This window comes from Streptomyces huiliensis (assembly GCF_020037025.1).
Classification (GTDB): domain Bacteria; phylum Actinomycetota; class Actinomycetes; order Streptomycetales; family Streptomycetaceae; genus Streptomyces; species Streptomyces huiliensis.
This window is the reverse complement of record NZ_JAIQLH010000280.1, coordinates 1-14,816: the sequence shown is the minus strand read 5'-3', so window position 1 is coordinate 14,816 and position 14,816 is coordinate 1. Positions and strand designations below refer to the sequence as shown.

Below are 14,816 nucleotides of genomic sequence, written 5' to 3'. Positions count from 1 at the left end.
CGGCGCCCGGTGGGCCGTCACCCTCGCGGCCACCGGGACGGCCGTGGCGCTCTGCACGGCGGTGGCCCTGACACGGCCGCGCGGCCGGGCGCGGGCCGCGCTGTTCGCCTCGGCGTCGGCGATCGCGTACGCCCTGACCGCCACCCTGATGAAGGCGGCCACCGGCACGTTCGACGACCACGGCGCCGGCGCCTTCCTCACGGCCTGGCAGACGTACGCCTTCGTGGCCGCCGGCGCCTGCGCCCTCTTCCTGCTGGCCAACGCCATGGAGTCGGGCCCACTGGTGGCCACCCAGCCCGCGCTCACCCTCGGCGAGGCGCTGGTCAGCCTGGCGCTGGGGAGCCTCGTCTACGGCGAGCGGGTGCGGACGGGGTGGTGGCTGGTCCCGGAGGGCGTCGGCGCGGCGCTCGTCACCTGGGGGATGCTGCTGCTCCCCGCCGCCGACCCGGAGGGCGGGGAGCGGGCGCCGGAGTGACCGGCAGCCGCCTCCCGGCCGCCCCGCCGGTGTGGCGGGCCGTCCCCACCGGCCGGGACACCACCTTCACCACGCGCGCGGTCGGCACCCACTCCGGCAGGAGCACGGGCGAGGTCGACAGGTCCATGATGGGCGCGACCAGCCGGGCGACCTCCGCGGTGTCCTCGTCCCCGGACTCGTCCCCGCCCTCGTCCCCGGACATGAGGGACGTCACCAGCCGCAGGGTGATGACCGAGACATCGTCCTGGAGCGTGCGCGGGGTGCCGCGCCGGCCGGCGAGCATGCGCTCGCCCTGGGCGTCGACCTTTGTGCTGACGGTGGCGAAACCGCTCGGGCGGGCCGGTCGCCGACGTCCCCGCGCGGCCGGCCGCGTCATGTCCGCTATGTCATGTCCGCCGCCCGGGCGCGTGACAGGCGTTGCAGCCGTTTCAACAGGTTGTCGTACTATGTCCGACGTCGCTCTGTACGTCCTCGGCCGTCTCGCCGCCACATCCGTGTGTCCGCTCCCGGGGGCCATCGCGGCTTCGAGCCCCGTGCACGACGGGAAAAGCGGAAGTCCGGCCGTCCCAGGCCACGCCCTGGCGGCACCGGCAGAACGGAAGAACATCACGTGGACGTGAGCGCGGGCAATCGCAAGGGCCTCAGCCTCTTCGCCCTGATCATGATCGGCCTGGGATCCATCTTCGGCTCCGGCTGGCTCTTCGGGGCCGGCCAGGCGGCCCAGGTCGCCGGACCCGCCGCGCTGGTCGCCTGGGTGATCGGCGCGATCTTCATCGGCATGATCGCCATGTCGTACGCCGAGGTCGGCGCGGCCTACCCGCTGCCCGGCGCGATGGCCCGGTTCGGCTCCATCTCGCACGGCCCGGTGCTCGGCTTCGTCACCGGCTGGGCGGTGTGGATCGCCACGGCCTCGCTGATCCCGATCGAGTCCATCGCCGGTACGCAGTACATGGCGTCCTGGAACTTCGGCTGGGCCCGCGGCCTGGTCTCGGACGGCCACCTGTCCGCCACCGGCATCGGCATGGCCCTGCTCCTGACCGTCGCCCTGTGGCTGGCCTGCTACTGGTCCGTCGCCCTGCTGGCCCGCGCGAACAACCTGCTGACCCTGGTGAAGTTCGCCATCCCGGTCATCGCCATCGCCGCGCTCATCGCCTCCGGCTTCCACACCGGCAACTTCACCTCCCACGGCGGCTTCGCCCCCAACGGCTGGTCCGCGGTGCTCACCGCCGTCTCCGCCTCCGGCGTCGTCTTCGCCTTCAACGGCTTCCAGGCCGTCGTCAACCTCGGCGGCAACGCCAAGAACCCCGGCCGCGCCATCCCGCTCGCCCTCGTCGGCGCGCTCTCCCTCGGCCTGGTCATCTACCTGGCCCTCCAGGTCGCCTTCCTCGGCTCCGTCCCGCCGGAGCGGCTCGCGGAGGCCGGCGGCTGGCACGGCGTGAACTTCGCCTCGCCCTTCGCCGACCTCGCCAAGCTGCTGATGCTGCACTGGGTCGTCACCCTGCTCCAGTTCGGCGCGTTCATCTCGCCGTCCGGCGCCAACATCGGCAACGTCGCCTCCTCCGCGTACCTGGCGCAGAACCTCGCCGAGACCGGCTTCTTCCCCAAGAAGATCGCCGAGGTGCACCCGCGCTACGGCGTGGCCCGTCCCGCCATGTGGCTCAACCTGGCCTTCTCCGTCCTCCTGCTGCTCACCATCGGGCACAGCTGGGAGGCCCTGGCCAGCGTCGTCTCCGCCGCGATGGTCGTCTCGTACCTCATGGGCCCGATCGCCGTCGGCGTCTTCCGCAAGACCAAGCCCGAGCTGCCGCGCCCGTTCCGACTGCCCGCCGCCGCCGTGCTGTGCCCGCTGACCTTCGCGTTCGCCGCCTGCGCCCTGTACTGGTCCAAGTGGCCCAACACCGGCAAGGTCGCCCTGCTCACCCTGGTCTCGCTGCCCATCGCCGCGATCGTGCTGCGCCGCAAGGGCGAGCGGAACCTCGCCAAGCAGTTCGCCCCCGCCTGGTGGATGGCCGCCTTCCTGCTCTGGACCGGCCTGATCTCCGCGCTCGGCAGCCCCGAGTTCGGCGGCCACGGCGTGATCCCCGGCGGCCTCGACACCGCGCTGGTCGGCGTCTCCGCCCTCGGCTTCTACTTCTGGGCCGTCCGGGCCGGCGTCCGGGCCCACGAGGACGGGCTCCCCGGCCCCGACCCCGTCCTCGACGGCGGGCAGGTCGGGCCCGAGACCTCCGAGGACACGCACGTCCCCGGCCCGCGCGCGGCCGAGCCGTCGGCGGCCGCCGTCTCCTGACGTCGACCGTCTCCTGACACCGGCCGTCTCCTGACATCGGCCGTCTCCCGACACCGGCCCCGTCCGGAACCGCTCACAGGACCCCGCCGCTCCCGGCCCGGAGCGGCGGGGTCCTGTGACGTAAACGGAGGGGCAGGGCCCTGTGAGCGAGGTGGCTCGTTCGGGATATCTTGATATCGAGCAATGTTGCAAACGTGGAGCGGAGCACCCGGTGACTGACTCGACCATCATCTATACGCACACCGACGAGGCGCCGGCGCTGGCGACGCACTCGTTCCTGCCCGTGGTCAAGGCGTACGCCTCGACGGCCGGCGTCACCGTGGAGAGCCGCGACATCTCCCTGGCCGGCCGCATCATCGCCAGCTTCCCCGAGTACCTGGACGAGAGCCGGCGCATCCCCGACGCCCTCGCCGAGCTCGGCGAGCTGGCCAAGACCCCCGGCGCCAACATCATCAAGCTGCCGAACATCTCGGCCTCCATCCCGCAGCTCAAGGCCGCCGTCGCCGAGCTCCAGGAGCAGGGCTACACCCTCCCGGACTACCCGGACGACCCGAAGACCGACGAGGAGCGCGAGATCCGCGCCCGCTACGACAAGGTCAAGGGCAGCGCCGTCAACCCGGTCCTGCGCGAGGGCAACTCCGACCGCCGCGCCCCCGCGTCGGTCAAGAACTACGCCAAGGCCCACCCGCACCGCATGGGCGCCTGGAGCTCCGACTCCAAGACGAACGTCGCCACCATGGGCGTCGACGACTTCCGGTCCACCGAGAAGTCCGCCGTCGTCGCCGAGGACGGCACCCTGCGCATCGAGCTCTCCGGTGACGACGGCTCCACCACCGTCCTCCGCGAGTCGGTGCCGGTGCTCGCGGGCGAGGTCGTCGACGCCTCCGTGATGCGCGTCGCCGCGCTGCGCGAGTTCCTCACCGCGCAGGTCGCCCGCGCCAAGGCGGAGGGCGTGCTGTTCTCCGTGCACCTCAAGGCCACCATGATGAAGGTCTCCGACCCCATCGTCTTCGGCCACGTCGTCCGTGCCTTCTTCCCGAAGACCTTCGCCGAGCACGGCGAGGCGCTGGCCGCCGCCGGCCTGTCCCCCAACGACGGCCTCGGCGGCATCTTCAAGGGCCTGGAGGCCCTGCCCGAGGGCGCCAAGATCAAGGAGTCCTTCGACGCCGAGCTCGCCGAGGGCCCGGCCCTGGCGATGGTCGACTCCGACCGCGGCATCACCAACCTGCACGTCCCCAGCGACGTCATCGTCGACGCCTCCATGCCGGCCATGATCCGCACCTCCGGCCACATGTGGGGCCCGGACGGCCAGGAGGCCGACACCCTCGCCGTCCTCCCGGACAGCAGCTACTCCGGCGTCTACCAGGCCGTCATCGACGACTGCCGCGCCCACGGCGCCTTCGACCCGTCGACCATGGGCTCCGTCCCCAACGTCGGCCTCATGGCGCAGAAGGCCGAGGAGTACGGCAGCCACGACAAGACCTTCGAGGTCCCCGTCACCGGCACCGTGCGCGTCCTCGACGCCGCCGGGAACGTCGTCCTGGAGCAGGCTGTCGGCGCCGGCGACATCTTCCGCATGTGCCAGACCAAGGACGCCCCCATCAAGGACTGGGTCAAGCTGGCCGTCACCCGCGCCCGCGCCACCGGCGACCCGGCCGTCTTCTGGCTCGACGAGACCCGCGCCCACGACGCGCAGCTCATCGAGAAGGTCAAGGCGTACCTGCCCGAGCACGACACCGAGGGCCTGGACATCCGGATCCTCGCCCCCGTCGAGGCCACCAAGCTCTCCCTTGAGCGCATCCGCCGCGGCGAGAACACCATCTCCGTCACCGGCAACGTGCTGCGCGACTACCTGACCGACCTCTTCCCGATCCTGGAGCTGGGCACCAGCGCCAAGATGCTGTCGGTCGTCCCGCTGATGAACGGCGGCGGCCTCTTCGAGACCGGCGCCGGCGGCTCCGCGCCCAAGCACGTGCAGCAGCTCGTCAAGGAGAACTACCTGCGCTGGGACTCGCTCGGCGAGTTCTTCGCCCTCGTGCCCTCCTTCGAGCACTACGCGAAGACCACCGGCAACGCCCGCGCGCAGATCCTCGCCGACACGCTCGACCGCGCCACCGCGACCTTCCTGGAGGAGGACAAGTCGCCGAGCCGTCGCCTCGGCGGCATCGACAACCGCGGCAGCCACTTCTACCTCGCCATGTACTGGGCGCGTGAGCTCGCCGCCCAGACGGACGACGCGGAGCTGGCCGGGGCGTTCGCCCCGCTGGCCAAGGCGCTGTCCGAGGCGGAGTCGACGATCGTCGAGGAGCTCGTGGCCGTGCAGGGCAAGCCCGTCGAGATCGGTGGGTACTACCAGCCCGACGTCGAGAAGGCCGCTGCCGTGATGCGGCCGTCCGCGACGTTCAACCAGGCGCTCGCGCTGCTCGGCTGATCGCTGTATCGGTAGTACCCGGCCCGGTGGGCGGCTTCTTGCCACTCGCCGGGCCGGTCGCTTACGCGTGGAAGGCGTTGAAGGCTCCGCCTTTGACAGCGGATATCAGGTCGGCGAAGGCTGCCACGGGGACGGCCAGCACGGGGCCCGCGGGGCGCTTGCTGTCCCGGAGGGGAATGAGGCCGGACACCGCGACGGCGGGAGCCCATTCGACACAAGCACCACCGTTGTTGCTGTGGGAGGACTTCAACCAGCGGGGGGAGTCGGTCGTCACTGTGTGCCCCTTCGTACCTGCTCGATCATGGCCACAGATGCCCTCTGTGACAGTGCTTCGGCCTGTAGCTGATGGTAGGCCGTCAGCATGGGCAGTACGGATGCGCTCTCTCGGTCCAGGTTTCCTTGCGCCTGGGACTCGGCGTAGCAGATGACGGACCGGTCCGGCGACGTCAAGAGATAGACGGGCAGGTCAAACGTTCGACGCTCGCCTATGTCGTACGGCGCCACCTGTAGCAGGGTGTTCGGCAACTGGGCGAACTCAATCAGACGCGTCAACTGGTCGCGCATGACGCCGGGCCCGCCGACCGTACGACGAATGCAGCTCTCATCCATGGTCACGAACATCATGGGCGGATGAGGTCTCACCAGGTCTGCCTGCCGCTTCGCCAGGAACGCAACGCGCTGATCGGCCTGTTCGGGTGTGATGGCCCCACGACGTACGGCGCTGTCGGCCAGCACCCTCGCGTACTCCGGAGTCTGCAACAAGCCGGGGACGATCCCGATCTCGTACAGCCGGATCTCCACGGCGCGACTCTCGTACTTCACGTACTCCGGGAACCCCTCCAGCATCGCGCCGTGCTTGATCTCGCGATACTCCCGCTCGAACGCGTCTGCCGTCCCGCCGGTTCCGAACGCCTGGTCGGCACTGCGCGAGAACCGGAGAGTCGGAGGCTTCCGACCAGTTTCGATCGCTGAAATATGCACGCTGGAATATCCCGTGCGGGCGGCCAGGTCTTCCTGTCTCCAGCCGCGCGACTCCCGCAAGCTGCGCAGGCGCGCCCCGTAGGCGGCTTGGGGTGACGCATCGGGGTTCAACTCGCGTCGGTTCAAGCGGCCTTCACCAATCTTCCGTTCGTCGCTTACAGGTTGAAGGGTACCCAGATGTCGGGCCACCCTGAACCTCCCCGGTAGTGGAAAGACTACGGAGAGGATTGATCGCCTGTGTCCGATGTGCGGAAGACGTGCCGGCCGTGCCGTGTGGATGCCCAGGTCCGGGACCCTGATCGGCGGCAGTCGGGCGAGGTCGTGAGCCGCGAAGGACCGTTCACCCAACTGTGCCTGTTCGGGGGAATTTTGGAGGAGGAGGTGGACGCCTGGGTCCCCCAGCCGCTCGAACTGGTCGTGGACACCGAACGTGATCAGGTCGGCGTCGTGGTCGGCCGGGACGCCGGCACCGGCCGGATCACCCTGCGCCCTCCGGAGGGAGGGCGCGTCTGGCACCCGGCGAAATGCCGCCGGGCCAACGCGATGGACCGTTTGCGCGCCCGGGTGATCCAGCAGAACCGGGAGGGGCGTCGGTGGTGAGGGCGGTGGCGCACGGATGGACGAGGTAAAGGCCATCGGCGAACAGCGCGCCGGATGCGCGGAGTGCCGTCGGCTGCGCGACGAGTTCACCCGGGCCCTCCGCACGGGTGACCGGGCCGGGGCGGAGAGTGTGATGGCCGCCCGGGGGCTGCACGAGTACGCGGCGCACTGGGGGCCCAAGTGAGCGATTCAAAACGGGAGTTGCGCCCGTTCGTCATCCTGCCGCACTCGGCCGGTCCCCGGTCGGATCGGCTGGTGCCGGCACCGGCAGAGCCCCCTGGCGAACCTCCGGCCTCAACCGGCCCCGCCCTGCACATCCCGCCATGGACGCCGGTCACCCCGCCCACCCCGATGCCGGAGCCCGTGCCCGGGTGCCGGGAGTGCGCGGCGCGGCAATCCCTTGTCCGCCTCGCTGAGGTGACGGACGAGGCGGACGTGGTCGCCGGCGCCCGCCTGCTCCTGCTCCTGCACCAGAGCGAGGTGCACGGACGGGACCGGGACGCCTAGAGCGTGTCTCTTGGGCTGGGCCCCAGGTGGCCAAAGAGTGTCAAGTGGCCGTTTGTGGGCGGCTGATGGCCGCGATGATGAGGTCGGCGAGGGCGTCCGCGTAGTGGTGGACGTCGGCCTCGGGATGGCTGTGGAGGTAGGTGAGCATCGTATCGATGGCCCCCTGGTAGGTGACCGCCATGACCCGGGTGTCGAAGTCGCGGAGTGTGCCTTCTTCCTGGCCGCGCCGGAACAGGGCTTCCTGGCCCTGGTAGGTCTGCTCGTAGTCGGTGAGGCCGAGCCGTGGGGTGCCGTCGGCCTTACGCAGGTTCGTGCTGATCTGTCGCATCGCGGTCAGCTCGTCATGGTGCGTTGTGCCCAGACTGGCCACACGGCGAATCGCGGCACGGAGGACGTCGGGGACCGGATCGGTCAGGACGAGAGAGTCTGCGATCGTCTGTCTCATGGTCGCCAGAGTGGCCCTGGCGGCCGTTTCCATCAGGTGATCCTTGTCCGTGAAATAGTGCGAGACCAGGCCCTTGGAGACCTCTGCCCGTTCGGCGATCCGGGCCAAAGAGGCGCTCTCGTAGCCGAGTTCGGCGACCACTGCAATGGTGGCCTCGATGATCTGCGTCCGGCGTACTTCCTCGCCGAGGCGCTGACGGGTGCGTGGGCGAGGCTCTGACTGCGGCGTGTTCACAGCGTAATTCCCAGCGGGTAGGCGCGCCGGTCAGCGGCGCGTCGAACGGCGGACCAGGATGAGCAGTGCCGCCATCCAGAGGGCGATCGCCACCATCTCGACCCGCATCCAGTCCGGGAAGCCGTCCGGCAGGGCGGCCTCCACCAGGTTCACGACGAGCAGCACCGCGGCGATGATGCCGAGCGCCCGTACCGCCCTGGTGCTGCCCGACCGGGCCGCCCGGAGCCGCACCAGAAGGAGGACCGCGAAGAGCATGACAATCAGGGCGTGCCCCCATGCCTCCCCGGTCGCCTGCCCCGGGGCCTTGGACGCCAGGAGCGCAAGTGCCGCGAGGGTTGCGGCCATGGCTGCGACGTAACCCCACACCAACGCGCTGACGACACCGAGTCGATGAGGTGTATGTGCTTGTGCCCCAATGCTATTGACCATGCGGCCAATAGTATTGACCGCATGGTCAATGTCAACGCCGGACGTCATCAGCCTGACCGGCGGTGACGTGGATACCCAGAGGACGAGCCCGGCTGCCACTGGCCGAGTGGACCTGTGTACTCAGGCCGCCGCGGGAGCGTCCGAGCGCGTGATCCTCGGGCTCGGACTGGTCTGGCGCCCCCTTTTCCTGGCTCTGGCCGAACGCTGGTGAGCACGGCAGACGGTGGAGTCCACCGAGACTGTCCAGTCCATGTCGTCGCCGTCATCCGCCGCGGTAAGGACTGCTGCGAGGACGCGTTCCCATGTTCCGTCCCATGTTCTGTCCACGGCCCACGTGATCAGGCGCTTGTGAGCGGTCTGCAAAGCCCCTGGCTCGCTGGGCAGGTCCCGCCAGGGTGCGATGTGATGGCGTAGCTCAGGAGTTCGGCTGTTGGCGGAACGCCGAACCGAAAGCGGTGGAGGTGTTCCTGAACGTACGTGCCGACGCCGGACGGCACGGGTCGGCGAGCAAGGTGGGCAACGGAGCGGTGCCGGGTTTCGGCACCCGCTCGGCTCCGGCTCGTCATCATGGGCCGCCAGTACGGGGAGTCCGGACCATGCCGGAGGCGGGACCAGGGCACCTGACCGGAACCGCCCACCCGCTTGCGGCCATCCCCGACGTGACCCGTCCCCCTTGACGGCGGCCTCGCCGCGTCCCGCGCCGCGTCCGGGCTCTCGGCGGACGTCGCCGACGGGCATGTCCTGGTGCTGGAATCCATGATCGCCACCGGTGGTACGGTGCTCGCGGTGGTCCGGCTGCTGCATCCGCGACCTCGGTGGCCGGTTCTTCGGTACTGACACAGGAGTGGCGTGAGCGACGCGGTGAAGATCGTCGAAAAGGTGGCGTGGATCCTGCGGGACGGTGACGGCCGCGTCCTCGTCGCCCGCTCGCACGGCAAGGACACCTACTACCTGCCGGGCGGCAAGCCCGAACCCGGCGAGACGGACCGCGACGCGCTGGTTCGGGAGATCCGCGAGGAGCTGGGCGTCGAGCTCGTCGCGGAGACCGTCGCCCCGGCCGTCACCGTACGGGCCGAGGCACACGGCAAGTCCGCCGGTACCGAGGTCCGGATGGCCTGCTACACGGCCGACCACCGGGGCACACCGGAACCGCACGCGGAGATCGCCGAACTGGCCTGGCTGGACCCGGCCGAGCCCGCGCCCGTCAGCGGTGCGACCCGGGCGGCGCTGGACCGGCTCGCCACCTGAGACCGGCGGCGGGCCCCGGGATCACCGGCCGCGCGGCGCGTACATGATGACGGCCATGCCGACGAGGCAGACGAGCGCGCCCACGACGTCGTAGCGGTCGGGGCGGTAGCCGTCCGCCACCGCGCCCCAGACGAGTGAACCGGCCACGAACACCCCGCCGTACGCGGCGAGGATCCGGCCGAAGTGCGCGTCGGGCTGGAGCGTGGCGACGAAGCCGTAGAGGCCCAGGGCGATGACCCCGGCCCCCGCCCAGAGCCAGCCGCGGTGTTCCCGGACCCCCTGCCAGACCAGCCAGGCGCCCCCGATCTCGAAGAGGGCGGCGAGGACGAACAGGGCGGCGGAGCGGGCGACGATCATGCCACGACCGTAACCGCTCAGGCGTCCGTCCCCGGCTCTGGCCCCGGCCGCCGTCCGGCCGCCAGTGTCGCCGGCGCGTATCCGAACTCGGGCGGGACGTCCACGCCCAGCGCCCGCGCCAGGGGCACCATCACGGCGAGGTGGTGCACGGCGTGGTGGGCGACGAACACCAGCTCCCGGCCCACCGTGGACGGCGTCCGTGCCACCGAGCCGTCCGGCGCCACGACGCTCACCACCTCGACGGGACGCCGCAGGTCGCCCGGCGCGACGGTCCGGACCAGCCCCCGGACGTGCGCGAGCCGGGACAGCGCCGCGTCCCGGTCCGTCTCGACCGGTCCGCCGCGCGTGCGCCGGTCGTAGTCGACGGTGCCGCTGCCGGCGCCCGCGAGGATGGCCGTGTAGTGGTCCACGCAGTGCCGGACGTGCCCGGCGATGGGGCTCGCACCGCGCGGGCGGTGCAGGTACTGGTCGTCGGTGAGTATGCCGACCAACTCGCCTACCTGACCGAGCTGTTCGGCGGCGCACGCGGTGACGGAGGTCGGGGTGCCGGCGGTGGTGAGGTTGTCCAATGGTCGTCTTCGCCTTCCTCGCGGTGCCCTCGGCTCGCTCCCCCCGTGTCGTCCACGGTAGCGCTCCGCGACCGGCGGAAGGGCGGGTTCACCGGTTCCCGTACGGGCCCGGGCCGCCCGCCGGCCGGGTCAGCCGAACCGCACGCTGTTGGGCCGGAACGTGCCCCAGGACTTGCCCGTGCCCTTGGGCAGCGGCTCCGCGTGGCCGGAGCAGGCCAGGCCCTCGTAGAGGTTGGCGTCGGTGTCCGTGTAGTTGCCGGCGCTGACCGCCTCCTTGGTCAGGCCGATGCACGGGCCGGTCGGCGGGTTGACGAAGACGCTGTTCACGCCGTCCGCGGCGGCGTACTCGAACTTGCCGACCGCCGCCGCGGCCTCCGTCGGCACCACGCCCGACAAGGCCAGGGCGGCGCAGGCGGCCAGTGCTACGCGGGCCGCGTTCCCCGGAATTCCGAAGTGCCTGACCATGGTCATGAGCAGCCTCCCTCCCTCGCGGCCTCCGCCGGGCACCGGCGCGCGGCGGGGCCTCGACGTCAGGGTCGCCCCTCGGTTGGGAGGTGGTAAGGGCCGTGACGCGCTGTCACTCCATCGGGGGATGCCCTTCCGGGGCGCCCGGGCCGAAGAGCGGGCGGTCCGAGCCGAAGGCGGGGTCGGGGGCGAAGAAGCGGGCCACGTCCTCCTCGGTCACCTCGGCGAGGTGCGCGGGCTTCCAGCGCGGGGCGCGGTCCTTGTCGACGACCTGGGCGCGGATGCCCTCGAGCAGGTCGGGCGAGGTCAGCGTCGCGCAGGAGGTTCTGAACTCCTGTTCCAGTACCGCCTCCAGGGAGTCGAGGCCGCGGGCCGACCGCAGGGCGGCCAGGGTGACCTTGAGGGAGGTGGGGGAGCGGCCGAGGAGGGTGGCGGCGGCCTCCTCGGCGGCCGGGGCACCGTGGTCCCGCAGCCGTTCGACGATCTCCTCGACGGTCGGCGCGGCGTAGCAGGCGTCGATCCACTCCCGGTCCTCGGCGAGCCGGCCGGGCGGGGCCGGGCGGGCGTGCCGGGCGAGGACCTCGTCGACCGGGTCCGTCGTCAGCTCCGCCGCCAGGGCGGGCAGCGACGCGGCGGGGACGAAGTGGTCGGCGAGCCCGCACAGCAGGGCGTCGGCGGCGCCGACCGCGGTGCCGGTGAGACCGAGGTGGGTGCCGAGCTCTCCGGGCGCACGTGACAGGAGGAACGTTCCGCCGACGTCCGGGACGAAGCCGATGCCGGTCTCCGGCATGGCCACCCGGGAGCGTTCGGTGACGATCCGCACGCTCCCGTGCGCGGACACCCCGACGCCGCCGCCCATGACGATGCCGTCCATCAGGGCCACGTAGGGCTTGGGGCAGCGGGCGATCCGGGCGTTGAGCCGGTACTCGTCCCGCCAGAACGCCGCCGACGCCGCGCCGCCGCCCGCCCGTACGTCGTCGTGGATCGCGCGGATGTCGCCGCCCGCGCACAGGCCGCGCTCGCCGGCGCCGTCGAGGACGACCGTCCGGACGGCCGGGTCCCGCTCCCAGGCGGCCAGGGCCGCGTCGAGGCGGCGGACCATCGGGTGGGTGAGGGCGTTGAGGGCCCGTGGCCGGTCGAGGGTGATCCGGGCGGTGTGGCCCTCGGTCCGCAGGAGGACGTGGTCGTCGGCGGTCATCGGGCGGCTCCGGGCAGCCCGTGGGCCGGGGTGGGGTGCTGCGGGTGCTGCATGCTCTCGCTCGTTCCTTCCGGGCGCCGGTGGCCCGGGCGGGACGGCGCACGGCGGGCTGCCGGCTCCCCCCGTGCGTTCCGCGCGGCCCCTCCGGCGCGTACCTTCCGGCACATCCTGCCCCGCCCGTCACCGCCGAAGCATCCGTAGCACAAGCCGAAGCGTTCGTAGCACAAAAGGACGGCAAGGACAGCGGGGTGCCGTCCGCGTGGTGGCGGCCACGCGGACGGCACCCCGCGCTCAGGGGGCGGTCGCCGGACGCGACCGGACGGCCCGGGGAACCAGCAGCCGCTCGGCGAGCTCCCCGAAGAGCAGGCCGAACCCGGCCCAGAGCGCGCCCTGGACGGCGAGCGCCGCCAGCCGGAACCGCCACAGCACGTCGGCCGGGAAGTCGTCCGGCACCTCGTCGACCGGCGGCAGGAACGCGTACGCCAGCCCGACGGCCACGAGCAGCGCGGCACCCGCGGCCACCGTGGTGTGCCAGACGCCCAGCCGCGTGACCAGCAGCCGGCCGAGCACGGCCGCGCCGACGCACAGCAGCACACTGAGCAGGATCATCAGGAAGTACAGCGCCGTCCGCCGGTCGATGGTGTCCGGATCGCCCACCGAGGGCGGATTGGCGGGGTACTTCAGGAACGGGACCACGTACAGGGCCAGCAGGGCGCCGCCTGCCACCAGCGCGGCCGTGGCGCGCGGGCCGAACCGGCCGACGCGGCCCAGCGCCACGCAGAACGCCAGTGCGGCGAGGCCGCCCAGCGCCACGCCGTACACCAGGACCGCGGTGGCCAGGCCGGCCGTCGACTGCACGGCCCGGCTGACGGGTTCGGTGCCGCCGCCGTGCCCGTGCTCGTGGGCCGCCTCGAAGGCGATGGCCGCGTCCACGTGGGGCTCGCCCAGCAGGTAGGCCACGGCCAGGGCGAGCAGCCCCGCGCCGAGCCCGGCGAGCATCCCGCGGACGAGCAGCGCCCGGACGGGGACGGATGTCACGGTGCGCGTCCTCCCGCCGGTCAGTGGCACGGGAAGCCGAGCAGATGACGTCCGTCGTGGACCCACTCGTGCACGTTCTCGCCGGCGATCAGCGAGGTGGCGCCCTGCTCGGCGCCGACGAAGTAGAGGAGGGCCAGCAGGAGCAGGCCGACGAAGACCGCCCACGGGGCGATCTCCTTAAGGGAGACGGGGGTTATCGAGGGAGTGGCCGGGGTGAGAGCGGACGATGCCATGGCAGAACCTCCTGGGGGAGAGTCGCGTCCCGTTCCTCGGGTGCCGGACGACGAGGGGCGGGTCTGACTCCCCGGGCGCCGAGCGGAGGCCCCCGGTACACAGTGGCGCGACCGTGCCGGATTCCCACCGGCTTCCGTCACCCCGTCGTCGTGTCGACGTGACCGTACCGTTTGAGCCATCCCCGCGCCATGGACGAGGGGAGGCGCACCCGCGCGCCGCCGGGCGCGAAATGCCTGGCCGTGCCGGGTGCGTGGGGACGGAGGCACGGGAAGGGCGGATGTGGTGACGGTTCGGGTGACGCTGGTCGCGCCGGTGGGGACGGCGGCCCTGCGGGCGGCGCGATTCGACGACGACGTGCCTGAGGAGGCGGAGTTGCGGGAGGTTCGTGCCCGGGCGGGTGTTCTCGCCGGTCTGTCCGGATCGGGTGGGTTCCGGCGGGTGTACACCGGGCCGGAGAAGCGCTGCCGGGCGACGGCCGACGCCCTGGGCGTGCACTCCGTGCCAGCACCGGAGTTGGGCGATCCGGACCCGGGGGAGTGGCGCGGGCGGACGCTGGCGGAGGTGGCGGCCGCCGACCCCGCAGGGGTCGCCGCCTGGCTGGCGGACCCGGACGCGGCCCCGCCCGGCGGCGAACCGCTGCGCTCCCTGCTCACCCGCACCGGCGACTGGCTGGCGTCACAGGCGGAGGAGGGCGGCCGGGTGCTGGTCGTCGCCGGTGCGGCCGTCGTCCGCGCCGCCGTGGTCCGGGCGTTGGGCCTTCCGCCGGCCGTCTTCTGGCGGCTCGACGTACCGCCGCTGTCGCGCACCGACCTCACCGGGCGGGCCGGGCGGTGGAACTGGCGCTGTGCCACGCCTCTTTGACGCCGGACGGGTGGTCGTCGCCGAAGTCGCGCGGTGGCCGGGCGTTGTGAAGGGTTCATCGGAAATTGGCAGAAAGCCGTGGTTGATGGCACTCAGTGCCACTGTCACAGTCGTGGTGCGGCACCGACGCTCCGGCGGCCCGGCGAGCGCGCCCCTCCGGCGTGCCCGTCGGCATGCGGCGGAGCGGGGCACGGGCCGCGCACGATCGCTCAGCAGCTCAGCAGCTCAGCAGCTCAGCAGCTCAGCAGCTCAGCAGCTCAGCAGCTCAGCAGCACGGCGGCGGGCCGGCGCGGGTCAACGCCCGTACCCCCGCCGGTGGAACGGACGCACCACGGACGCACCTTCGAGGCGACACCGGGAGACGGTCATGGTTGAGGCAGGGACGGCGGCGGTCGAGGCGGCCCGCGAGCTGGCACGGCGGTGGGCCGAGGAACCGCGCTGGAAGGGGGTGGAGCGG

18 protein-coding genes and 1 pseudogene are annotated in these 14,816 nt (G+C 72.0%); 7 read left to right on the top strand and 12 right to left on the bottom strand.

The window, feature by feature from the left end; all coding sequences use genetic code 11:
• Positions 1-475: DMT family protein (locus JNW98_RS31145; protein WP_504755618.1), on the top strand; the 475-nt coding region annotated here is incomplete at its 5' end.
• Here JNW98_RS31145 and JNW98_RS31140 read toward each other — a convergent pair.
• Complete coding sequence (locus JNW98_RS31140; RefSeq protein ID WP_223771650.1) at positions 411-851, bottom strand: hypothetical protein; 441 nt, start codon at positions 849-851, stop codon at positions 411-413. The genes JNW98_RS31145 and JNW98_RS31140 overlap by 65 nt on opposite strands.
• Before the next feature lie 234 nt (positions 852-1,085).
• Between JNW98_RS31140 and JNW98_RS31135 the strand changes: the two genes are divergently transcribed.
• Both JNW98_RS31135 and JNW98_RS31130 read left to right on the top strand, forming a co-directional pair.
• Positions 1,086-2,762, top strand: a complete 1,677-nt coding sequence (locus JNW98_RS31135; protein WP_223771649.1) for an APC family permease — start codon at positions 1,086-1,088, stop codon at positions 2,760-2,762.
• Positions 2,763-2,973: 211 nt separating this feature from the next.
• On the top strand, positions 2,974-5,193 hold the full coding sequence (locus JNW98_RS31130) for an NADP-dependent isocitrate dehydrogenase (protein ID WP_223771648.1): 2,220 nt from the start codon (positions 2,974-2,976) through the stop codon (positions 5,191-5,193).
• A gap of 61 nt (positions 5,194-5,254) precedes the next feature.
• On the opposite strand, the gene JNW98_RS31125 is transcribed toward JNW98_RS31130, so the two are convergent.
• The gene (locus JNW98_RS31125) at positions 5,255-5,467 is read right to left on the bottom strand and encodes a DUF397 domain-containing protein (RefSeq protein WP_223771647.1); all 213 of its coding nucleotides are present in this window, start codon (positions 5,465-5,467) and stop codon (positions 5,255-5,257) included.
• Complete coding sequence (locus tag JNW98_RS31120) at positions 5,464-6,300, bottom strand: helix-turn-helix domain-containing protein (RefSeq protein ID WP_223771651.1); 837 nt, start codon at positions 6,298-6,300, stop codon at positions 5,464-5,466. Before JNW98_RS31120 ends, JNW98_RS31125 begins: the two co-directional genes overlap by 4 nt.
• A gap of 195 nt (positions 6,301-6,495) precedes the next feature.
• On the opposite strand from JNW98_RS31120, the gene JNW98_RS31115 reads away from it, so the two are divergent.
• Both JNW98_RS31115 and JNW98_RS31110 read left to right on the top strand, forming a co-directional pair.
• Positions 6,496-6,774, top strand: a complete 279-nt coding sequence (locus JNW98_RS31115) for a hypothetical protein (RefSeq protein ID WP_223771646.1) — start codon at positions 6,496-6,498, stop codon at positions 6,772-6,774.
• A gap of 16 nt (positions 6,775-6,790) precedes the next feature.
• Positions 6,791-6,958, top strand: a complete 168-nt coding sequence (locus tag JNW98_RS31110; protein ID WP_223771645.1) for a hypothetical protein — start codon at positions 6,791-6,793, stop codon at positions 6,956-6,958.
• A gap of 363 nt (positions 6,959-7,321) precedes the next feature.
• On the opposite strand, the gene JNW98_RS31105 is transcribed toward JNW98_RS31110, so the two are convergent.
• The 3 genes and pseudogenes from JNW98_RS31105 to JNW98_RS36975 form a co-directional block, all read right to left on the bottom strand.
• Entirely contained in the window at positions 7,322-7,960 is a 639-nt protein-coding gene (locus tag JNW98_RS31105) for a TetR/AcrR family transcriptional regulator (protein WP_223771644.1), read from the bottom strand.
• Between the two features lie 30 nt (positions 7,961-7,990).
• Positions 7,991-8,305 (bottom strand): hypothetical protein, encoded by a 315-nt coding sequence (locus tag JNW98_RS31100; RefSeq protein WP_223771643.1) that lies wholly within the window; start codon positions 8,303-8,305, stop codon positions 7,991-7,993.
• A 127-nt stretch (positions 8,306-8,432) separates the two neighbouring features.
• Positions 8,433-8,788, bottom strand: a pseudogene (locus tag JNW98_RS36975) (transposase family protein); the annotation flags it as partial.
• A gap of 450 nt (positions 8,789-9,238) precedes the next feature.
• On the opposite strand from JNW98_RS36975, the gene JNW98_RS31090 reads away from it, so the two are divergent.
• Positions 9,239-9,637: an NUDIX hydrolase gene (locus JNW98_RS31090; RefSeq protein WP_223771642.1), complete on the top strand. Its 399-nt coding sequence runs from the start codon at positions 9,239-9,241 to the stop codon at positions 9,635-9,637.
• A gap of 21 nt (positions 9,638-9,658) precedes the next feature.
• On the opposite strand, the gene JNW98_RS31085 is transcribed toward JNW98_RS31090, so the two are convergent.
• From JNW98_RS31085 to JNW98_RS31060, 6 genes are all read right to left on the bottom strand, one after another.
• The gene (locus JNW98_RS31085) at positions 9,659-9,994 is read right to left on the bottom strand and encodes a YnfA family protein (protein ID WP_223771641.1); all 336 of its coding nucleotides are present in this window, start codon (positions 9,992-9,994) and stop codon (positions 9,659-9,661) included.
• 17 nt (positions 9,995-10,011) lie between these two features.
• Positions 10,012-10,563 carry a DinB family protein gene (locus JNW98_RS31080; protein ID WP_223771640.1) on the bottom strand — a complete coding sequence of 184 codons (552 nt, stop codon included), beginning with the start codon at positions 10,561-10,563 and terminating at the stop codon, positions 10,012-10,014.
• 129 nt (positions 10,564-10,692) lie between these two features.
• Complete coding sequence (locus JNW98_RS31075; RefSeq protein WP_223771639.1) at positions 10,693-11,034, bottom strand: hypothetical protein; 342 nt, start codon at positions 11,032-11,034, stop codon at positions 10,693-10,695.
• Between the two features lie 106 nt (positions 11,035-11,140).
• Positions 11,141-12,226: an enoyl-CoA hydratase/isomerase family protein gene (locus JNW98_RS31070; protein WP_223771638.1), complete on the bottom strand. Its 1,086-nt coding sequence runs from the start codon at positions 12,224-12,226 to the stop codon at positions 11,141-11,143.
• A 291-nt stretch (positions 12,227-12,517) separates the two neighbouring features.
• On the bottom strand, positions 12,518-13,264 hold the full coding sequence (locus JNW98_RS31065; protein WP_223771637.1) for a CbtA family protein: 747 nt from the start codon (positions 13,262-13,264) through the stop codon (positions 12,518-12,520).
• Between the two features lie 20 nt (positions 13,265-13,284).
• Positions 13,285-13,497 (bottom strand): CbtB domain-containing protein, encoded by a 213-nt coding sequence (locus JNW98_RS31060; RefSeq protein ID WP_223771636.1) that lies wholly within the window; start codon positions 13,495-13,497, stop codon positions 13,285-13,287.
• Between the two features lie 283 nt (positions 13,498-13,780).
• On the opposite strand from JNW98_RS31060, the gene JNW98_RS31055 reads away from it, so the two are divergent.
• Positions 13,781-14,359: a histidine phosphatase family protein gene (locus JNW98_RS31055; protein ID WP_223771635.1), complete on the top strand. Its 579-nt coding sequence runs from the start codon at positions 13,781-13,783 to the stop codon at positions 14,357-14,359.
• The last annotated feature ends 457 nt before the right edge of the window (positions 14,360-14,816 follow it).

Bases quoted from the DNA above. Each gene is read 5' to 3' on its own strand.
- JNW98_RS31140 (WP_223771650.1), bottom strand. From the start codon at position 851: ATGACGCGGCCGGCCGCGCGGGGACGTCGGCGACCGGCCCGCCCGAGC.
- JNW98_RS31110 (WP_223771645.1), top strand. From the start codon at position 6,791: ATGGACGAGGTAAAGGCCATCGGCGAACAGCGCGCCGGATGCGCGGAG.
- JNW98_RS31100 (WP_223771643.1), bottom strand. From the start codon at position 8,305: ATGGCCGCAACCCTCGCGGCACTTGCGCTCCTGGCGTCCAAGGCCCCG.
- JNW98_RS31085 (WP_223771641.1), bottom strand. From the start codon at position 9,994: ATGATCGTCGCCCGCTCCGCCGCCCTGTTCGTCCTCGCCGCCCTCTTC.
- JNW98_RS31075 (WP_223771639.1), bottom strand. From the start codon at position 11,034: ATGACCATGGTCAGGCACTTCGGAATTCCGGGGAACGCGGCCCGCGTA.
- JNW98_RS31070 (WP_223771638.1), bottom strand. From the start codon at position 12,226: ATGACCGCCGACGACCACGTCCTCCTGCGGACCGAGGGCCACACCGCC.
- JNW98_RS31060 (WP_223771636.1), bottom strand. From the start codon at position 13,497: ATGGCATCGTCCGCTCTCACCCCGGCCACTCCCTCGATAACCCCCGTC.